Annotated in this window: 29 protein-coding genes; all 29 read left to right on the top strand. The window is 66.4% G+C overall.

All coding sequences use genetic code 11. The features are described from left to right. Positions 1-84: 84 nt before the first annotated feature. Positions 85-2,565, top strand: coding sequence for a DNA-directed RNA polymerase (locus ABDW31_RS11850; RefSeq protein WP_343698880.1), 2,481 nt, complete (start codon positions 85-87; stop codon positions 2,563-2,565). Between the two features lie 72 nt (positions 2,566-2,637). Next, the gene (locus ABDW31_RS11845) at positions 2,638-3,090 is read left to right on the top strand and encodes a hypothetical protein (protein ID WP_343698879.1); all 453 of its coding nucleotides are present in this window, start codon (positions 2,638-2,640) and stop codon (positions 3,088-3,090) included. Positions 3,091-3,171: 81 nt separating this feature from the next. After that, entirely contained in the window at positions 3,172-3,405 is a 234-nt protein-coding gene (locus ABDW31_RS11840; RefSeq protein ID WP_343698878.1) for a hypothetical protein, read from the top strand. A 3-nt stretch (positions 3,406-3,408) separates the two neighbouring features. After that, entirely contained in the window at positions 3,409-3,702 is a 294-nt protein-coding gene (locus ABDW31_RS11835; RefSeq protein WP_343698877.1) for a hypothetical protein, read from the top strand. Then, positions 3,699-4,115, top strand: coding sequence for a hypothetical protein (locus ABDW31_RS11830; RefSeq protein WP_343698876.1), 417 nt, complete (start codon positions 3,699-3,701; stop codon positions 4,113-4,115). Before ABDW31_RS11835 ends, ABDW31_RS11830 begins: the two co-directional genes overlap by 4 nt. Further along, a complete protein-coding gene (locus ABDW31_RS11825; protein ID WP_343698875.1) occupies positions 4,115-4,276 on the top strand; it encodes a hypothetical protein in 162 nt (53 codons plus the stop codon). The genes ABDW31_RS11830 and ABDW31_RS11825 overlap by 1 nt, the downstream gene beginning before the upstream one ends. A gap of 45 nt (positions 4,277-4,321) precedes the next feature. Then, the gene (locus ABDW31_RS11820; RefSeq protein ID WP_343698874.1) at positions 4,322-4,561 is read left to right on the top strand and encodes a hypothetical protein; all 240 of its coding nucleotides are present in this window, start codon (positions 4,322-4,324) and stop codon (positions 4,559-4,561) included. An 11-nt stretch (positions 4,562-4,572) separates the two neighbouring features. Further along, complete coding sequence (locus ABDW31_RS11815; RefSeq protein ID WP_343698873.1) at positions 4,573-5,235, top strand: hypothetical protein; 663 nt, start codon at positions 4,573-4,575, stop codon at positions 5,233-5,235. Then, complete coding sequence (locus tag ABDW31_RS11810; protein WP_343698872.1) at positions 5,225-5,707, top strand: RusA family crossover junction endodeoxyribonuclease; 483 nt, start codon at positions 5,225-5,227, stop codon at positions 5,705-5,707. The genes ABDW31_RS11815 and ABDW31_RS11810 overlap by 11 nt, the downstream gene beginning before the upstream one ends. 8 nt (positions 5,708-5,715) lie before the next feature. Then, on the top strand, positions 5,716-6,177 hold the full coding sequence (locus ABDW31_RS11805) for an N-acetylmuramoyl-L-alanine amidase (RefSeq protein WP_343698871.1): 462 nt from the start codon (positions 5,716-5,718) through the stop codon (positions 6,175-6,177). 29 nt (positions 6,178-6,206) lie between these two features. Continuing rightward, positions 6,207-6,998: a hypothetical protein gene (locus tag ABDW31_RS11800; protein ID WP_343698870.1), complete on the top strand. Its 792-nt coding sequence runs from the start codon at positions 6,207-6,209 to the stop codon at positions 6,996-6,998. A 36-nt stretch (positions 6,999-7,034) separates the two neighbouring features. Further along, on the top strand, positions 7,035-7,316 hold the full coding sequence (locus tag ABDW31_RS11795; protein ID WP_343698869.1) for a hypothetical protein: 282 nt from the start codon (positions 7,035-7,037) through the stop codon (positions 7,314-7,316). Further along, positions 7,309-7,524: a hypothetical protein gene (locus ABDW31_RS11790; RefSeq protein ID WP_343698868.1), complete on the top strand. Its 216-nt coding sequence runs from the start codon at positions 7,309-7,311 to the stop codon at positions 7,522-7,524. The genes ABDW31_RS11795 and ABDW31_RS11790 overlap by 8 nt, the downstream gene beginning before the upstream one ends. After that, complete coding sequence (locus ABDW31_RS11785; RefSeq protein ID WP_343698867.1) at positions 7,521-7,769, top strand: hypothetical protein; 249 nt, start codon at positions 7,521-7,523, stop codon at positions 7,767-7,769. Before ABDW31_RS11790 ends, ABDW31_RS11785 begins: the two co-directional genes overlap by 4 nt. A gap of 176 nt (positions 7,770-7,945) precedes the next feature. After that, the gene (locus tag ABDW31_RS11780; RefSeq protein ID WP_343698866.1) at positions 7,946-9,454 is read left to right on the top strand and encodes a toprim domain-containing protein; all 1,509 of its coding nucleotides are present in this window, start codon (positions 7,946-7,948) and stop codon (positions 9,452-9,454) included. Beyond that, positions 9,444-9,893, top strand: a complete 450-nt coding sequence (locus tag ABDW31_RS11775; protein WP_343698865.1) for a DUF3310 domain-containing protein — start codon at positions 9,444-9,446, stop codon at positions 9,891-9,893. The genes ABDW31_RS11780 and ABDW31_RS11775 overlap by 11 nt, the downstream gene beginning before the upstream one ends. A gap of 131 nt (positions 9,894-10,024) precedes the next feature. Beyond that, complete coding sequence (locus ABDW31_RS11770; protein ID WP_343698864.1) at positions 10,025-11,977, top strand: DNA polymerase; 1,953 nt, start codon at positions 10,025-10,027, stop codon at positions 11,975-11,977. 412 nt (positions 11,978-12,389) lie between these two features. Then, positions 12,390-12,593: a hypothetical protein gene (locus tag ABDW31_RS11765; protein ID WP_343698863.1), complete on the top strand. Its 204-nt coding sequence runs from the start codon at positions 12,390-12,392 to the stop codon at positions 12,591-12,593. Next, the gene (locus ABDW31_RS11760; protein ID WP_343698862.1) at positions 12,590-12,910 is read left to right on the top strand and encodes a hypothetical protein; all 321 of its coding nucleotides are present in this window, start codon (positions 12,590-12,592) and stop codon (positions 12,908-12,910) included. The genes ABDW31_RS11765 and ABDW31_RS11760 overlap by 4 nt, the downstream gene beginning before the upstream one ends. Continuing rightward, the gene (locus ABDW31_RS11755; RefSeq protein WP_343698861.1) at positions 12,907-13,110 is read left to right on the top strand and encodes a hypothetical protein; all 204 of its coding nucleotides are present in this window, start codon (positions 12,907-12,909) and stop codon (positions 13,108-13,110) included. The genes ABDW31_RS11760 and ABDW31_RS11755 overlap by 4 nt, the downstream gene beginning before the upstream one ends. Further along, positions 13,107-13,394, top strand: coding sequence for a hypothetical protein (locus tag ABDW31_RS11750; protein ID WP_343698860.1), 288 nt, complete (start codon positions 13,107-13,109; stop codon positions 13,392-13,394). The genes ABDW31_RS11755 and ABDW31_RS11750 overlap by 4 nt, the downstream gene beginning before the upstream one ends. Then, a complete protein-coding gene (locus ABDW31_RS11745; protein WP_343698859.1) occupies positions 13,391-13,648 on the top strand; it encodes a hypothetical protein in 258 nt (85 codons plus the stop codon). Before ABDW31_RS11750 ends, ABDW31_RS11745 begins: the two co-directional genes overlap by 4 nt. Next, entirely contained in the window at positions 13,645-13,956 is a 312-nt protein-coding gene (locus tag ABDW31_RS11740) for a hypothetical protein (protein WP_343698858.1), read from the top strand. The genes ABDW31_RS11745 and ABDW31_RS11740 overlap by 4 nt, the downstream gene beginning before the upstream one ends. Next, on the top strand, positions 13,953-14,774 hold the full coding sequence (locus tag ABDW31_RS11735; RefSeq protein WP_343698857.1) for a hypothetical protein: 822 nt from the start codon (positions 13,953-13,955) through the stop codon (positions 14,772-14,774). The genes ABDW31_RS11740 and ABDW31_RS11735 overlap by 4 nt, the downstream gene beginning before the upstream one ends. Before the next feature lie 102 nt (positions 14,775-14,876). Further along, positions 14,877-15,080 (top strand): hypothetical protein, encoded by a 204-nt coding sequence (locus ABDW31_RS11730; RefSeq protein WP_343698856.1) that lies wholly within the window; start codon positions 14,877-14,879, stop codon positions 15,078-15,080. Between the two features lies 1 nt (position 15,081). Then, positions 15,082-15,366, top strand: coding sequence for a hypothetical protein (locus ABDW31_RS11725; RefSeq protein WP_343698855.1), 285 nt, complete (start codon positions 15,082-15,084; stop codon positions 15,364-15,366). A gap of 3 nt (positions 15,367-15,369) precedes the next feature. Beyond that, positions 15,370-16,887, top strand: coding sequence for a portal protein (locus tag ABDW31_RS11720; RefSeq protein ID WP_343698854.1), 1,518 nt, complete (start codon positions 15,370-15,372; stop codon positions 16,885-16,887). Further along, on the top strand, positions 16,884-17,087 hold the full coding sequence (locus ABDW31_RS11715; RefSeq protein WP_343698853.1) for a hypothetical protein: 204 nt from the start codon (positions 16,884-16,886) through the stop codon (positions 17,085-17,087). Before ABDW31_RS11720 ends, ABDW31_RS11715 begins: the two co-directional genes overlap by 4 nt. After that, positions 17,087-18,013 (top strand): hypothetical protein, encoded by a 927-nt coding sequence (locus ABDW31_RS11710; RefSeq protein WP_343698852.1) that lies wholly within the window; start codon positions 17,087-17,089, stop codon positions 18,011-18,013. The genes ABDW31_RS11715 and ABDW31_RS11710 overlap by 1 nt, the downstream gene beginning before the upstream one ends. Positions 18,014-18,029 lie beyond the last annotated feature (16 nt).

The raw sequence follows: 18,029 nt of genomic DNA, 5'->3' as shown, positions 1-18,029 counted from the left end.
CCCCAACTCAGAGCGGGAATTAAAGCTCACCCTTGGGGCCGAGGAACGAGGCTCACCTCAAGTTAACTTGGAGATCACCTGAAGATGCCGACCGCACGGGAGCTGATCCAACGACAGCTCGATCTCGAAGACGACAGCCGGGCCTTGGGCTCGGCAAGGTACCGGGCAAACCGCCCGCTGCCCTGGCGCACCGAGACGGCCAGCACCGAGGAGGAAGCCGAGCTTCCGCCTGGCCGCCAGCTCCTGAAGCTGACCATCGAGCCGCTCTCCGCAGCGCTCTGGGAATGGTGCGAGCGCATCCGTAACGGCGGCGCTGGGCGTCGTCCGGGTGGCTTCAAGCTGCTCGGGATGGTCTCCCCAAAGGAGGCCGCCTACCTCATTTCCCGCGTCGCGGTGAACGCTGCGGCCAACCGCCTGACGGCGACGGCGACGTCCTTCCAGATCGCCAACGCCCTCATCGACCACGTCGAGATGCTGAACCTGAAGTCCGCCAACAAGGCCGGCTACAAGGGGCTCGTCGAGAAGCAGAAGAAGGGCGCGAAGCGCCGTTCGGCCATCCGCGACATCATGGACAAGGAAGGGGCGAAGACGGACTTCTCGGAAGCCGACAAGCTCCAGGCCGGGATGCGCGCGCTAGAGCTGCTCTGCGCCAGCACCGACCTCTTCGTCCTCGACACCATGAAGATCGGGCGCGGCGAGACCTTCGTCCTGCGGCCCACCGAGGCCTGCGCGACGTGGCTGGAGCGCCAACACGCCCGCTGCGAGATCCTTGAGCCCATCCACATGCCCATGGTCGTGCGCCCCCGCCGTTGGCGGACGCCGTTCTGGGGTGGGTACCTGACCAAGCGCCCCGGCATGAGGCTGGTGAAGCAATGGTCCGGCCCCTACCACAGCGAGCTGCGCTACGTGGATATGCCCGAGGTCTACGCCGCCGTGAACGCCGTCCAGGAGGTCCCGTGGGTGATCAACACCCGCGTCCTGGAGGTGATGCGCGAGGTCTGGGACGGCGGTGGCTGCCTCGGCAAGCTGCCGCGCCGCGACGACCTCCCCATGCCGGCCAAGCCGGACGACATCGAGACCAACGACCTCGCCCGCGCCGCCTGGAAACGGGAAGCCGCCAGGGTCCACGGTCGGAACCAGCAGGCCATGTCCAAGCGACTGGCCTTCAGCCAGCGCCTCTGGATCGCCGACAAGTTCAAGGACGAGGAGGCCATCTACTTCCCGCACGAGCTGGACTTCCGGGGCCGCATCTATCCGATCCCCATTGGGGGTCCGCACCCGCAAGGCGACGACAGTGCCAAGGCCCTCATCAAGTTCGCCAAGGGGATGCCCCTCGGTGACGCCGGGGCGTGGTGGCTGGCCGTCCACATCGCCAACCTGTTCGGCGTCGACAAGGTCGAGTTCCAGGAGCGCCTGGACTGGGTCTTCGCGAACACGCCGGCCATCTTGGACAGCGCCGATGATCCGCTCGACGGTCAGCGCTTCTGGACGAAGGCCGATAGCCCCTACTGCGCGCTCGCGGCCTGCTTCGAGTGGGCCGGGTTCATCCGCGAGGGTGCCGACTTCGTCAGCCACATCCCGGTCGCGCTGGACGGCTCCAACTCAGGCCTCCAGCACTTCTCCGCGATGCTTCGAGACCCTGTCGGTGCCCGTGCGGTCAACCTGCTGCCGGTCGACAAGCCTCAGGACGTCTACTCCGAGGTCAAGGACCGCGCCCAGGCTGTCGCCGACACCACCCCCTTCTTCACCCACAAGCGCCGGAACTCGGCCGGGGAGGAAGAGAGCGTCGAGATGGAGAACCCCTGGCAAGGCGGTAAGATCACCCGTGGTCTCGCGAAGCGCCCGACCATGACCTACTGCTACTCGGCGACCCGCTTCGGGATGCAGGACATGGTCCTGTCGACCCTGAAGGAGATGGACAAGGAGGCCCAGGAGGAAGGTCAGCCCCCACACCTGGGCGGCTACGACAACTACGCCTCGGCCAATTGGCTGTCCTTCGTCCTGTGGGACGCCATCGCCGACACCGTGGCCGCCGCCTCGGGGGCCATGGCCTGGCTGCGGGAAGCCGCGAAGATCGCCGCCAAAGCGGGCCAGCCCATCTGGTGGACCACTCCGGTGGGCCTGCCGGTGCTCCAGGCGTACCGCAAGGTGACCGGGGAGCGGCTTAACGTCCACTTCAACGGCCAGCGCATCCAGCTCCAGATAGCCAAGGACTCCGAGGCGCTGGACACCAACGGGCAGACGAACGGCATCGCACCGAACTTCGTCCACTCCAACGATGCGGCCCACCTGAAGGCCACGGTCAACGCCTGCGTCCGCAAGGGCATCACCGACCTCGCCGTCATCCACGACAGCTTCGGCACCCACGCAGCCAACGCGGCGACCCTGTCGCACACGCTGCGCGCCACCTTCGTGGAGCAGTACACGCCCAACGTCCTCGCCCGCTTCAGGGATGAGCTGGCTGCCCAGCTCCCGCCCGAGGTGGCCGAGCTGCTACCCGAGCTGCCTCCGATGGGGGACCTCGACCTGAACCTCCTCCTGGAGGCCGAGTACATGTTCGCCTAACCAATTCCCAACTCAGAGCGGGAATTAAAGCTCACCCTTGGGCCTGACGCCCTCCTCAACGGAACGAGAAACATGAAGCGCATGATCCTCGCGGCGACCGCCGCTGCTGCACTGGCCCTGACCGCCTGCTCGGCTCCCGATGCCAACGGCCTGCCCGGCCAGCCCGCCCAAGGTGGTGGCAACGACAACGGCCTGCTCTACTTCCTGGGCGGCGCGATGCTGGGCAACATGATGGCCCCGCGTCAGCCGGTGGTCGTCCAGCAGCCGCACCAGACGACCGTCGTCCATCGCTATGAGCGCCCGAAGCCGCAGCCCAAGCCGGCCCCCGCCCCGCGCCGGTCGTTCTTCAGCTCGTCGCCGAGCAAGCCGGCGGCGACCTCGGCGTACTCGAAGCCCAGCTACCGGGTGACCCCGAGCTACTCGTCGAGCTACCGGCCGTCGTCCAGCTACAGCGCGCGCTCCTATTCGAGCCGCTCCTCGTACAGCTCGGGCTCGTCCTACCGCTCGTATTCGAGCCGTCGCTAGGCCCGATACCCAACTCAGAGCGGGAATTAAAGCTCATCCTTGAGGCCACACGCCTCGCCCCTTTCGAGAGACCAGAACCTCATGAAATTCATCACGAACGACCGCCCCGCTGACAGCGTTGAAGTGGGCCTGACCGTGGACGAAGACGGCGACGCGCTGATCACCGCTTCGGTCGGCGGCACCGTCTGCAAGCTGGCTTTCATCAGCCGCATCGACGGGTCGCTCAACCGCTTCTCGTTCGGGTGCGCCGATCTGCGCCGCCTGAAAGACGCCGGGTTCACATTCGACACCAACAACAAGATCAGGGTCGCTTAGGCGTTGAGCCTCGCCTCCGTAGCCGACCGCGTTCGGCTCTCTTCGACCGTCTCCAACCTCCGTGACCCGGCCTTTGAGCTGCTCCGCCGGAACGAGACGATCAACCCGAGCGACCAAGTTCGCGCCCTGCTCCTGACCGCCGTCGTGGTCTGCCAGGGCTGCGGCCTCGACCCCCACGAGGAAGTCGCCCGGACCCTTCGGATGCTCCGGCAGGCCGAAGGCCCCTTCACCTACCACGTCCAGGCCATCCGCGATTACGCGGCCGGCGAACTCACGCGAAAGCAACCGCAACAATGAAGTTCATCTTCCCCTTCGTCCGCGTCTCCTTCGGCCGCAGCCTGCCGGTCATCTGGGGCTTCGACGCCTACCGCCCCCGCAAGGTCGGCAGCGAGCGCCGCGTCCGCTTCGACTTCGACCTGGGCAAGACCTACGCCTACACCTGGATCGGCCTGAAGACCGTCGAAGTCGACCTGAAGCTGGCCCGCCGGGCTCACGCCCTGGTCGGCCTGATCTCGTTCCCGCTGCTGATCCTGCTGGCGGCCCCGCTGTTCGCCCTGATGTGCATCGCCAAGGGCGTGGACAAGTTCATCGAGTTCGCTGGCGACGCCATTTTCGGCCCGCTGGGCACGATCCTGCTGCCGGATGCCGCCTGGGGTCCGTCGTTCCGCGTGACCTTCCGTCGTCTCTGGAAGCTGCTGGTGGCCCGCTAATGCAGCAGCGCACCATCGCCGCCCTGCTCAACACCGCGACCGCCGAGATGCAGATCGACGGCGTCGTCAACAGCCACACCGAGATGCTCCTGGCTGCCGAGGGTTACGACCTGTCGGTCCTGGAGCGGGACATCGAGCAGCGGATGAAGACCGCCTCGTAGGCCCTGCCTCAAAACTGATCCCCAACTCAGAACGGGAAACCCCAGATGCGTCACAATCACAGCGACTTTGCTGACCGCCCCCTGCCCGCTTGGTTCAACGGCCGCCGATACGACCGAATTGCTGTGGGCAACAGTCGCCTTGACGGCTCGGTCGGCATCTCGCGGGGCCGTGACGGTGCGTTCATCTTCGAGAGCCCTGAACAGGTCTTGAAGTTCGCCACCGCCTTGGCCGAGGCCGCTGACTACTGGGCTTCCCTTCCCCAATCTCCAACTCAGAACGGATAACTCCCGAACCTATGGCCCAAAACTACCCGACCCTGATGGCCCCCGCTGGCATCGCTATCTGGCCCAAGCTCAATGAGCCGGACACGAAGTTCAACGCTGCTGGCGAGTTCCACACCAAGGTCGCCTACGACGCCGACGACGCGGCGGTCCAAGACTTCGTCGCCAAGCTGGAGAAGATCCGCGACGAGTTCTTCGACACCACCGTGGCCCGCCTGATCGAAGAGAAGAAGGCTGGCAAGGCGAAGAACCTGAAGAAGCTCGAAGTCGCCAAGGCCGAGCTGGACGAGGAGACCGGTGACGAAACCGGTCGCCTGCTGATCAACGCCAAGCTCAAGCACAAGGTCACCACCAAGACCGGCAAGAGCTGGGAGCAGAAGCCGGACTTCTTCAACGCCCAGAAGGTCGTCCTGAAGAACCCGCCGAAAATCGGTGGCGGCTCCAAGCTCCGCCTGGCGGTCGAGGCCAGCCCCTACCTGCGCGAAACCGATGGTGTCGTGGGCGTCAGCCTGCGCCTGAAGGCCGTGCAGATCATCACCCTGGTCTCGGGCGGCGCTCGCTCGGCTGACCAGTACGGCTTCGGCGAGGAAGAGGGTGACGACGTCGGCGATGCCGAGGCCGTGACCAACGACACCCCGCCGTTCGACGCTGACGACAACGCGGACGATGACATCTAAGAGCCCCCTGGCTCTTACGTTCTCCGTCCCCTTCGCTCCGATCCCCAGCCCCCGGCCACGCGTAGTGGTCCGGGGGAAGTTCCCGACCGTCTACATGCCGGCCGAGTACATGGATTGGAAGAAGGCGGTCGCCCAGTACGTCCGGGACAGCGGCCTCGCTGCTCCCGAAGGCCACTTCGAGTCTCCCGTGGTCGTCCGCCTGACCTGTCAGGTGCCGGCCCCCAAGACCACCAAGCTCAACCACCCCAAGCCCGACGTGGACAACTACGCCAAGTCGGTCCTCGACGCCTTCAACGACAGCGAAGTCCTCTGGAAGGACGACGCCCAGGTCATCGGCCTGTCGGTCGTGAAGACGTGGTCCGACGCCGAAGGCGGGGTGGACGTCACCATCAACTATGCGCCCGCCCCTGAACTTCTCGCCGAGATGGCGAGGGGCACCGTGCTCAGCGGGCCGCAAGACCCCGGAACCTGATGAAAATCATGCCGATCAAGCAAGTCGACTTCCTCGTGGTGCATTGCAGCGCCACCCCTGCCTCCCGCGACATCGGTCGCGCCGAGATTGACGTGATGCACCGCCAGCGCGGCTTCCGCATGATCGGCTACCACTACGTGATCCGCCGGGATGGCCGGGTCGAGAAGGGCCGCCCGGAGACCGAGCCGGGTGCGCACGTCGAGGGCTACAACAGCCGCTCGCTCGGCATCTGCTTGGTCGGCGGCGTGAAGACTGACGGCAAGACGCCCGAGGACAACTTCACGCCCGAGCAGTTCGCCGCCCTGCGCCATATGCTGGCCAACCTCAAGCATGCCTACCCCAAGGCCGAGATCCTCGGTCACCGCGACCTGTCGCCGGACAAGAACCGCGACGGGAAGATCACTCCTAACGAGTGGCTCAAGTCCTGCCCCTGTTTCGATGTGCGCGCCTGGCTGTCCAGCGCCGCCTAATCTCCAACTCAGAACGGAAATACGCAAACATGACCAAGACCTTCAACGTCGGTGACCGCGTCCGCTGCATCGCGCCGACCTACAGTGGCTACTCCCACGTCGACCGCAACCAGCTCCGTCGCGGCGAGGAGTTCACAGTGACTGGCGTCCGTCGCGACGGCGGCACCTTCGCTCTGACCGTGAAGCGCGACGACGGCAGTGTGGCCTCCGGCTGGTACGCACGGCGCTTCGAGCTGGTCAAGGCGGCCACGCCGGCCGTCAAGAAGCTGACCCTGACGGACGTCGCCGTGGGCGACACCGTCGTCCTGCTGCCTCCGAGCCGCTCCATGAACGCCAAGGCTGGCGCTACGGCCTGCGTGACGGCCAAGGACCATCACAACGGGTGGCTGCGCCTGGAATGGGACCGCTCCAACGCCCTGTCGGGGCAGCAGGCGGATGGTCATTACCCGGTGAGCGACTTCGAGATCGTCCCGAAGGCCAACCCGGACCTGCTTATCGACCTCTCGAAGCTGAAGGTCGGCGACCGCATCACCGTCACCCAGGTGGTCGAGGTCACCCAGGCCAACCCGCTGGGCGGTACTGTCTTCACGAAGACGGTCTCGGGTGCCCCGGTGTCGGGCTGTCTGACGCCCGGCACCAAGTACGCCTACGCGGCCTTCACGCCGGCCCTGAAGCCGGACCTCAAGGTCGGCGACAAGGTCACCGGCAAGCACTCCGGCAAGACCGGCACCATCCGCTGCATCGCCGCCGAGCGCGCCTTCGTCGAATGGGACAACGGCACCGCCGGGTCGCCGCCGCTGGCCAACCTGCTGGCCGCCTAGTCCCCAATCTCCAACTCAGAACGGACATCAAGCAACATGCGTAATCCCCTCACGAAACCCCAGCTCGTCATCCGTCACCTGAAGATCGACGGCCGGATCACCGACGCCGTCGCTCGGGCCACCTACGGCAGCTTCCGCCTGGCGGACGCCATCTACCGCCTCCGCAACGACCGCGCCGACCTCGTCCCGAAGGGGATGCAGATCGTCACCATCGACCGCGAGGACGTCGAGGGCAACCAGTTCGCCGAGTACCGGCTGGTTCCGAAAACCCCCCAATTCATGGCCGCTCCGGCCCAGGAGACCCAAGCACATGCGTGATCCTCAGGGCCGCGAAATCACCCGCACCTCGACCCACATGCGCGCCGCCTTTGGTAGCGCGCTGATGGCCAAGGCGCTCACCTTCTCCGCGACGAGCGAGGCCCCGCAGCCCCCACTATACAGCATGGTGCTGGGCGTCTTCGCCTCCGGCGCTGGCCGCAAGAAGGCCCCGGCCTGGACCGTCAGCCGCAAGGGAGCCCGCGCTTGATCCGCCGTATCCTGCGCTTCTTCGGGCTGGTCCCGGCCGCCGACGTCGTGGTGCTGGAGCGTGATCTCCGCCGCATCCGTGGCGAGTACGAGAGCGTCCTGTACCGCTTCAACGACCTTCACTCGAAGGTCACCCTCGGCCGCGCGCGCCGCCTCAAGCCGGTGCACGTCGAGTATGACCGCTTGAGTGGCGGCGTGATCGCCACCGGCAGCCACGCCCTTCGGGCTCCGCGCTTCGCCCTTTGAGCCAACCGGACACTGAGTCCGTCCTAGTTCGCAAAGAGCCATGCCCAGAGTGCGGGTCGAGGGACAACCTCGCCCGCTACTCGGACGGCCACGCCCACTGCTTCAGCATGGGCTGCGGTTATCGCGAACGTGGCGACGGCGCTCCGCAAGACATCCCCAGGTCAGAACGGAGAAGCATGGACCTACTAACCGGGGTGGTTGAAGCCATCCCCAAGCGCGGCCTGACGCGCGATACGGCCGACAAGTTCGGCTACAAGGTCGGTACCTTCAAGGGCCACAAGGCCCACATCGCCACCTACCACGACGCCGCCGGCCGACCGGTCGCCCAGAAGATCCGGTGGCTGGAAGACGGCAAGAAGCAGTTCACCTGGATCGGCGACCCCAAGGCCGCCACCCTCTACGGTCAGAACGTCTGGCGTGACGCCGGCAAAATGATCGTGATCACCGAGGGCGAACTCGATGCCCTCGCGGTCAGCCAAGTGCAGAACAACCGCTGGCCCGTGGTCTCCATCCCCAACGGGGCGGGAGGCGCGGCCCGCGACCTCGCCAAGCAGGTTGCGTGGCTGGAGCGCTTCGAGAAGATCGTCCTCTGCTTCGACATGGACGAGCCCGGCCGCCAGGCGGTCGAGGCCTGCGCCAAGCTGTTCACGCCGGGCAAGGTCTTCGACTGCCGGCTGCCGCTCAAAGACGCCTGCGACATGGTCAAGCACCACCGCTCGGCCGAGCTGGTGGACGCCCTCTGGGGTGCCAAAAGCACACGCCCGGACGGCATCAAGACCGTCGCGGACCTCCGCGAGAAGGCCCTGGAGGTCACCCAGTGGGGCCTCCCATGGCCCTGGCGCTCCCTGACCGAGCGGACCTACGGCATCCAGCGCCGCTACGTCTACTCGTGGGGTGCCGGCGTCGGCTCCGGCAAGACCACCACCATGAAGCAGCTCATGCTGACCGCGATGCGGCCGGACTTGCTGGAGAGCCATGAGGGTCTCGTCGACTACGCCGGGAACCCCATCGTTATCCCGCCGCCGCGCAAGGTCGGCACCATCCTGTTCGAGGAGAACCCAGCGAAGACGCTGCGTTCCCTGGCCGGCATGGCGATGGGCAAGCGGCTCAACAAGCCGGACGTGCCCTACGACCCGGCCGAGCTGGAGGCCGCCATCGACAGCCTCGACGGTCTCTTCCTGCCCCTCGACATGTTCGGGGCGCGGGACTGGGACACGGTCAAGGCCAACGTCCTGTACCTCATCCTCGCCGAGGGGGTGCTGGACATCTGGGTGGACCCCCTCACCGCCCTGGTCGCCAACGCCGACGACGAACGCCGCGCTCTCGACGAGATCATGGCCGAGCTGTCCGGCATCGCCGAGGCGCACGGAGCCACGATCCACCTCGTGAGCCACCTCACGACCCCTCAGGGCACCGCCCACGAGGAAGGCGGCCGGGTACTGGAGAAGCACTTCACCGGTAGCCGCGCCATCGCCCGTTGGTCCCACGCCATGATCGGCCTGGAGCGGGACAAGCAAGACCCCGACAGCCCCACCACCGTGCGGGGCCTGAAAGACCGCGAGTTCGGTGAGGCCGTTGGCCCGCTGCTCGGCCTGACCTTCGACCGGGAGACCGGCCGGATGGTCGAATGTCCGCTGGAAAGCGGCTGCCCCTTCAAAGACGAGACCCAGAACCATGACCTATAAGCCCCAGGTCGGCGACACCGTCGAGTGCGTCGATGCCCACGCCTCCTGGCGACACACCAAGGGCCAACGACTAGTCGTCCACAGCGTCTCTGCCTGCGGCTACTACCTGCGCTTCAACGCGCGGGAGACCCTGGAGCAGAACGGCTGTCCGGCCCAGCGCTACCGCGTTGTCCAGCCTGCATCCGCCGCTGTCGCCGCCAGCGCCACGGCACTGACCACCCAGGTGGGCGGCGGTCACTACAAGGACTGCGCCATCCAGCCGGTCGAGTTCATCCACGCCAACGGGCTGAACTTCATCGAAGGCTGCGTGGTCAAGTACGTCAGCCGCTGGCGCAAGAAGGGCGGCATCCAGGACCTGAAGAAGGCCCGCCACTTCCTGGACATGCTCATCGAGCTGGAGGGGAAGACGCCGGACCCGACCGCCACCGTCACCGCCTAGCCCCCTCCCGACTATCCCCACCCCTCGCCCTCGGCCTCACCGCCGGGGGCTTTTTTTTGCCTTGAGCGCCGCTGGCCGTGAGCCCCGGCGAGGAGCCCCCACTGCTCATCTTCGATACCGAGACTGACGGCTTGCTCGACAAGCTGACCCGCATCCACTGCCTGAACATCACCAACACGGCGAGCGGGAAGAAGAAGCGCTACAACTCCGGCCACTACGACGACGGCACCCCCACGAAGCGCGATGGCTCTCTCGAAGAGGGCCTACGCCTGCTCATGGAAGCCGAGTGCATCGGTGGCCACAACGTCATCGGCTTCGACGTCAAGGCGATCCAGAAGCTTTTCCCCTGGTTCCAGCCCAAGGGCTACATCCGGGACTCCCTGGTCGAGGCCCGCGTCGTCTGGCCGAACATCTTCGACATCGACAACACGGCCCTGAAGGCCGGCAAGCGCACCCCCGAGTTCGTCAAAGAGCGGCTCATGGGCACCCACAAGCTGGCGGCCTGGGGCCACCGGCTGGGCCTGCACAAGGGCGACTACTCGGCCCGCCGCAAGGAAGAGGGCAAGGCTCTCGGGCTGGCTGGCGATGAGCTGGAGGCCTTCGTCTGGCGGACCTTCACGCTGGACATGGACGACTACTGCGCGCTCGACAACGACGTCACCGAGACGCTGTTCGCCAAGATCGACAGTAAGGAATGGGATGCCGAGGTCTTCGTTCTGGAGAACGAGGTCGCCCACATCCTCCGGCTCCAGGAGGACCACGGGTTCCTCTTCGACCGCGCTGCTGCCGACGAGCTGATCCATATCCTGCAGCGTCGCCATGCTGAGCTAGGCGACCAGCTCCGTCAGGTCTTCAAGCCCTGGTTCGCGCCCGTCCGCAAGAAGGGCAAGCACGACCTCATCTGGCCCGCCAGGGACAACAAGAAGTTCGGCTACGTCGCCGGCTGCCCGGCCACGCGGGTCGAGGAGACGGTCTTCAACCCGGCCTCCCGCGACCACATCGCTGACCGGATGATCACCCTGTTCGGTTGGACCCCGCTGGAGTTCACCCCGACCGGGAAGCCCGAGGTCAACGAAACGACCCTGGAAGGCCTGGACTACCCCGAGGCCAAGCTCCTCGTGGAGTACCTGACGGTCGAGAAGCGCCTCGGCCAGATCGTCGAAGGCAAGCAGGCGTGGCTGCGCAAGCTGGCCGCTGATGGTCGCATCCACGGACGCGTCAACACCAACGGCGCTGTCACCGGCCGGATGACCCACAGCGACCCGAACATGGCGCAGGTTCCTGCGGCCAAGTCGGCCTACGGCAAGGAGTGCCGTGCCCTCTTCATCGTCCGCCCTGGCTACAAGCTGGTCGGCTGCGACGCCGAGGGCCTGGAGCTGCGGATGCTCGGCCACTACCACCATCGCTACGATGGTGGGGCCTTCTCCGAGTCGGTCGTCAACGGCGACAAGACCAAGGGCACCGACGCCCACACCATCAACAAGAACATCGTCCGGCTCAATAGCCGCGACGCGGCCAAGACGTTCATCTACGCCCTGATCTATGGGGCCGGGAACGGCAAGCTCGGGGCCATCGTCTACGACGACTACACCGAGGCCCAGCGCTCGCGCTTCCACGCCAAGTACCCGGCAGGGGAAAAGCGCGAGGAAGCCCTGGTCCGCGTCGGCTCCACCGCCCGCCGCCGGATCATGGAAGGCCTGCCCGCGCTGGCCAAGCTCACCGAGATGGTCAAGGCCAAGGCCAAGCGCGGCTACATCCTGGGCCTGGACAAGCGCCGGCTGATCATCCGGTCGGCCAACGCCAGCCTGAACACCCTCCTCCAGTCCGCCGGGGCCATCGCGATGAAGCGCGCTCTGGTCATCGCCTACAACCAGTACCTCGCTTTGGGCTGGACCTGGGGCGACGACTTCGCGTTCACCGCCAACGTCCACGACGAAGTCCAGATGGAGGTCCGTGAGGATCTGGCCGAGCAAGCCGGCCGCATCTTCGCCGACGCCATCCGCCTGGCCGGTGAGTTCTACGCCCTGCACTGCCCGCTCGCGGGTGACTACGGGATTGGGAACAACTGGGCGGAGACCCACTAACCCAAGGAAAACAAGTAGTTACCCCGACAACCTCGCAGCCGCGGGCGTCTCGTCTGGTCGCTTTGATGCTGACCGGAGCGAGGCGTCGCGCGGCTGCTGCCGGTGTCCCCTTCGACCTCACGGCGGCGGACATCGTGATCCCAGACAATTGCCCGGTCCTCGGCATCCCTCTCGTCAGCGGCCTAGGCCAGGGCAAGAAGGGGCCGAGGTTCAACTCCCCCACCCTCGACCGCCTCGACCCTGCCGCCGGCTACACCCGAGGCAACGTGGTGGTCGTCTCGTTCCGGGCCAACCGGTCCAAGAACGACCTGACCCTCGCGGAGATGGAGGCGCTCGCCGCCTACTACGCCCGCGTCATCCCTCCCCCCAAGCATAGGAAACTCCGGTCATGCTCAGAGCCCTGAGAGACCTCGTGACGACCGCTGCGGACGACTTCGATGTCATCCGCGTCGGCCTCATCGTCACCGGCTTCGCCCTTGTCGTGTTCACCGGGTGGGCCGTGGTCATCAACAAGCAGCCCTTCGACGCCCTGTCGTTCGGCGGCGGTTCGGCCGCCATCTTCGCGGGCGGCGGCTTCGGCATCGCGGCGAAGGTCAAGGATGAGGGTCAGGCATGAGCCTGTCTCGTCTCCTCGCCGGCCTCTTCGCCGCGCTGGCGATCTTCGGCTGGATCGGCTGCTTCAGTAATGCCGCCCAGGCCGACAAGGCCGAGACCCAGGTCTCCCAGCTCCAGCGGGAGGCTGAGACGGCGAAGACCATCGCCGAGTTCCAAGCCCTCGCCGGGGCTGCCGCCCTGGAGCAGGCCAAGGCCCGCGCCGCCGACAACCACAAGCAGGCTGTCACCTACCTTCAACTGCCCACCCCGGCACCTGAGGACCGCTGCCGTGCGGCCCAGGAGCTGGTGGACGAGGCCATCGCCAAGGAACGCCAATGAAGCGCTACGTCCTCCACAATAAGAAGACCGGCCAGTTCAAAGGGTCGGGTCAGTCCCACTACGCTTCGAGCTGGGTCGATACGCTCGACCGGGCCAAGGTCTATTCGAACAAGGGCGGCGCGACCAACGCGATCCCCTACAAGGCCGACCGCGCCGACTACGACTTCCTGCCCGTCGAGCTGACGCTGGTGGCCGCATGAGCGGTAAGCAATTCCCCAGCCGCGAGCTGCGCGAGCTGACCTGGGGCGACGCCCCGGAGACCTACACGCTGATCTCGGACACCATCGTGGATAATGGCCGGTGGTCGATCCACCACGAGATGATCTTCCAGTTCGACGGCCTGTTCTATCGGACCCACTACAGCATCGGCGCAACCGAGTGTCAGGACGAGCGCCCGTTCGAATACGACGGCGAGTTCGTCACTTGCGAACAAGTCGTGGCCGTCGAGAAGACCGTCACGGTCTACGAAGCGGTGCCGGCTTGATCCGCCGCTTTTACGCCGCCATCGCCGCGACCCTGGCCATGATGGCGCTGGCCCTGGCCGGGTGCGCCAAGCCTCCGCCCCCGACCGTCTACGTCCCCTGCCGCGTCGAGCAGATCGCCAAGCCGATCTTCCCGTTCGACCGGCTGAACCAGGGGGCGGACATCCACACCCAGGCTAAGACGCTCCTGGCCGACCGCGAGGAGCGGAAGGGGTACGAAGGGAAGCTCGAGGCCGCCAACAAGGCTTGCCCGTGAGGTTTGGCTTCGCCCCCAAGGTTCTCCGCGCCGTCAAGGCCGAGCCGGTCATCGCCCCTCCCCCGCCGCCGACCGCCTGGACCGACAGCTCCGGCATCTCCTGGCGCTACTTCACGGACCATCAGGCCCTCGCCGCTCAAGGTGAGTACCTGGAGGCGCGTTACCACGGTGTCGCCGCTCAGTCGTTCCGACCGCTGCCGCGCTTCGAAGAAGACGACGGCGTCTACATCGAGGAGACCAAGAAGGCCCTGATGAAGCTGTTGACCCCGCTGGAGACCTACCTCCTGTCGGGCCGGTGCTTCCATTGAGGACCCTCCTCATCGACGCGGACATCCTCGCCTATCAGGCAGCGGCCTCCAACGAGCGCCGCTACGCCTGGGACGATGGCGAGGTGTCTGTCGTGGCCGACGAGGACAAGGCCAGAGAGTTCGCCAGGGAAACCTTGGACAACTTGATGACCGCCCTCCAGGCCGACGACTTCCTGATCTGCCTGTCGGACGACTTCCACAACTTCCGCAAGGAGGTGTCGCCGACCTACAAGGGCAACCGCACGGGCGAGCGCCCGGTCCACCTCTACGACATCAAGGACTGGCTACGGGACAACTACCCGCACCGCCTGATCCCCCGTCTGGAGGCCGACGACGTCATGGGCATCCTGGCCACGGAGCCGGGTTGCACCGACGAGCGGATCATCGTGTCCGCCGACAAGGACATGATCACGATCCCCGGCCTGCTCTACCGGCCGCACGAGAAGAACCCGAAGGTTCGCTTTGTGTCCGTCGAGGAGGCCGACCGCTACCACCTCTACCAGACCCTCATCGGCGACAGCACGGACTTCTACCCCGGCTGCCCCGGTGTCGGCCCGGTGCTGGCCGAGGAGATGCTCGACGGCAAGCTGCGGTTCGTCCGTCGCGAGCGCGAGATCACCCGAGGCAAGAACAAGGGGACCATCAAAGTAGAATGGGACGTCGAGCCCTCGCCCTCCCCGTGGGCGACGGTAGTCTCCTGCTACGAGAAGAAAGGTCTGACCGAGGCGGATGCTTTGATCCAGGCACGACTTGCTAAGATCCTCCGTCACGAGGACTTTGATGGCCGTGTCAAGCTCTGGAAACCTGGGGCGAATTAAAGCTCACCCTTGGAGCCCGCAGGGCGACCACTTCTGGTTCTCTCCAAAATAATCCCCAAGATACCCCTCGGCTCGCGCCGGGGGGTTTTCTCGTTGGAGCCCATGCGACCCACCACAACCACCGCCCCGGCGGCGCGTCCCTTCCCTCGCTCTGTTGATGCTCTCATCGCCGAGCTGGAGGCCGCCTACCCCGAGTTCATCCCTGCGCCGGGTACGACCAACGACGCCATCATGTTCAAGGCCGGGCAGCGCTCCGTCGTCACGGAGCTGCGCCGAAGGCTCGACCGGGCCAACGCCCAGGACTGACATGTGTCTCGTCAAGAAGCCTAAGTCCGTCGCCGTCACCCAGACGGAGAAGGAACCTGCGGTCCTCCGCAACCCGTTCCTCGACGGCATCGACCCCATCATCCGCGCCCAGAGCACCGGCCTGAAGTCCCTTCGAGTGGACGCCGCGTCCACCAAGGGCCGCGTGGGGAACCCCGCCCTCACCATTTCCCCCACCGCCAGCCCGACAGCTACGACGTCCGTCACGGACGAGCAGCGCAAAGTCCTCGGGATGGTGGCGGGCAACAAGTTCGCCGCGAGCCTCTAACGAATGGCCTACGCCTCGGCACGGTACGCCGTGCTGTCGACCCCGCGCAGCTCACCGCTGGAGCGGGCGCGTGATGCCGCCAAGCTCACGATACCCGGACTAATCCCCCAAGAGGGGCAAGACGAACACACCGTCCTGGAGCAGCCCTACCAATCGGTCGGCGTCCACGGCGTGACCAACCTGACCAGCCGGGGCCTCCTGGCCCTGTTCCCCCCGAACGTCCCCTTTTACCGCCTGGCGGTGGACGCCGACACGGCCAAGCAACTGGGCACCCAGCTCGGCGAGGCCAACACCCGCCTGTCCGACATGGGCGGCGTGGTCTACGCGATGTTCGAAGGCCAAGTCTCCCGCGCCGTCCTCAACATGGCCCTGACCCACCTCGTGGTCGGCGGCAATGCGCTGCTCTACCAGCCTGCGGACGGCCCCACTCGCATGTTCCGACTGGACCAGTATGTGGTCCAGCGCCGGCACAGCGGCGAGTTCAAAGAGATCATCGTCCGCGAACAGGTCTTCCCCTCGGTCCTCTCGGATGAGGTCCGCCAGGCCACTGGTCTGACGGAGACAACCGATGAGAAGCCGGTCGAGCTGTTCACGGTCGTCCAGCGCCGTGGGTCCAACGTGGTCCACTGGCAGGAGATCAAGGGCGTCGAGGTCCCCGGCTCGCGGGGCCAAGCCCCTGCTGAATCGTGCGGCTGGCTCCCCCTCCGCTGGGAAGCTGTCCCCGGCTCGGACTACGGTCGCGGCCAAGTCACCAAGTACATCGGCGACCTCCTGTCGCTCGAAGACCTCTCCCAGTCGATGGTCGAGTTCGCCAAGGTGGCGGCCCAGATCATCCGCATCGTCGACCCGAACTCGGGCCTCGATGTCGAGGAGCTGGCCAACGCCCGCTCTGGCGACTGGCTGACCGGCTACGCTGACCGCGTTCAGACCCTCGGCCTGGACAAGGGCCAGGACTGGCAGGTGATGAACGCGCTGGCCTCCCGCCTGGAGGACCGGCTGTCCAACGCCTTCCTGCTCCGCTCGTCCGCGATCCGCAACTCGGAGCGCACGACGGCCGAGGAAGTCCGCATGGTCGCCGAGGAACTCGAAACGATCCTGGGCGGCACCTACACCCTGCTGTCGAGCGAGCTTCAGCTCCCACTCGTCCGCCGCTTCCTCTACCTCGGTGCCCGCTCGGGCCGCGTCCCCAAGCTACCCAAGTCCATCGCCGTGCGCGTGGTCACGGGCTTCGACGCGCTCGGCCGCACCGCCGAGGTCAACCGTCTCCGTGACGCGCTGGCCGACCTGACGGCTGCTCTCGGCCCTGGTGCCGTGGAGCGCTACGTCAACGGCGAGGAAGTCACCAAGCGCATCTTCGAAGGTCGCAACGTTGAGGGCATCGCTGATCTCCTCAAGACCTCCGAGCAACTCGAAGCCGACCAGCAGAACGCCGCCACGGCGCAAGCCGGTCAAGCTGCCGCCCCCGCCCTGGCCAAGGCCGGCGTGGAGGCAATGGCTCAACCCCAACAGGACATTGAATGACGAAGGCTACCCCCGCCGTGGAAGCCGCACCCGAGCTGACCTCGGCGGCCCCCGGCACCACGATCACGTCGAACGACGCGGTCGCCGACACCACCGCCTCGACGGTCGAGTACCACGAGGACACGCTGGCTGACGGTACCGTCGTCCGCACCTTCGTGGGCGTGGACCCGTTCATCACGGGCCGGATCAGCTCTAACTGATGTCTGTCGAGAACCAGACGCCGGAAGTCGCCCCGTCCATCCCGGCCTCGGCCTACCCGCCCGGCGTCGACCCGGTCGCCTACGCCGCCCAGATGGCGGAGAAGGTTACGGCCCCGACTGAGCCGGCGATCAAGACCGTCGAAGAACTCGCTGCCTCGCGCCGGCCCGAAGGTGTCCCGGAGAAATTCTGGGACGCCGCCAACAGCCGCGTGAACACCGACGCTCTCCTGAAGTCCTACACGGAGCTGGAGAAGATGAAGGGTGCTCCGGCCGCACCGGAAACCCCTGCCGCTCCTGTTGCTGAACTTCCGGCCCAGCCTGAGGACAGCCCGAAGATCACCCCGGCCGCGCCGGAAGGTGAAAGCGAGAAGCCCCCCCAAGGTGAGCCCCAGCCGGTCGCCGCCGCCATCCAGACCCTGACTTCGAAGTTCGAAGCGGGCGACCTGGGCGACGCCGACTTCGCCGCTGCGGAAGCTGCCGGTCTCCCGCGAGGCGTCGTCGAGACGTACTTCGCCGGCCTGAAGGCCCTGGAGGCCGCGTCCACCCTCGCCGCCCATGAGGTGGCCGGTGGCAAGGACGCCTTCGAAACCGCTCGGAGCTGGGCCGCAAGTGGCCTGACGCCCGCTGAGCTGACCTACTACAACGACGCCGTTGGCGACCCCAAGACCTCGAAGCAAGCTGTCGAGTGGCTGGTCGGCAAGCACCGCGCCGCCAATCCGACCGAGGGCACCCTGCTGGGTGACACCACCCCGGCCGTCCAGGCTGGCGACGTCTTCACGTCCCAAGCCCAAGTAACCGCCGCCATGGCGAGCGCCCAGTATCGTACCGACCCTGCGTTCCGCAATCAGGTCGCCGAGAAGCTGGCCCGCTCGCGCGCTTCAGGCTCCCTGAACATGGCCGCGTCCTACCACAGCCGCACCCGCTAGGGTCCGGTAGCGTACC

It is taken from the genome of Caulobacter sp. (assembly GCF_039596335.1).
Classification (GTDB): Bacteria; Pseudomonadota; Alphaproteobacteria; order Caulobacterales; family Caulobacteraceae; genus Caulobacter.
The sequence above is the reverse complement of the archived record's forward strand: the minus strand, read 5'-3'. Positions and strand labels throughout refer to the sequence as shown.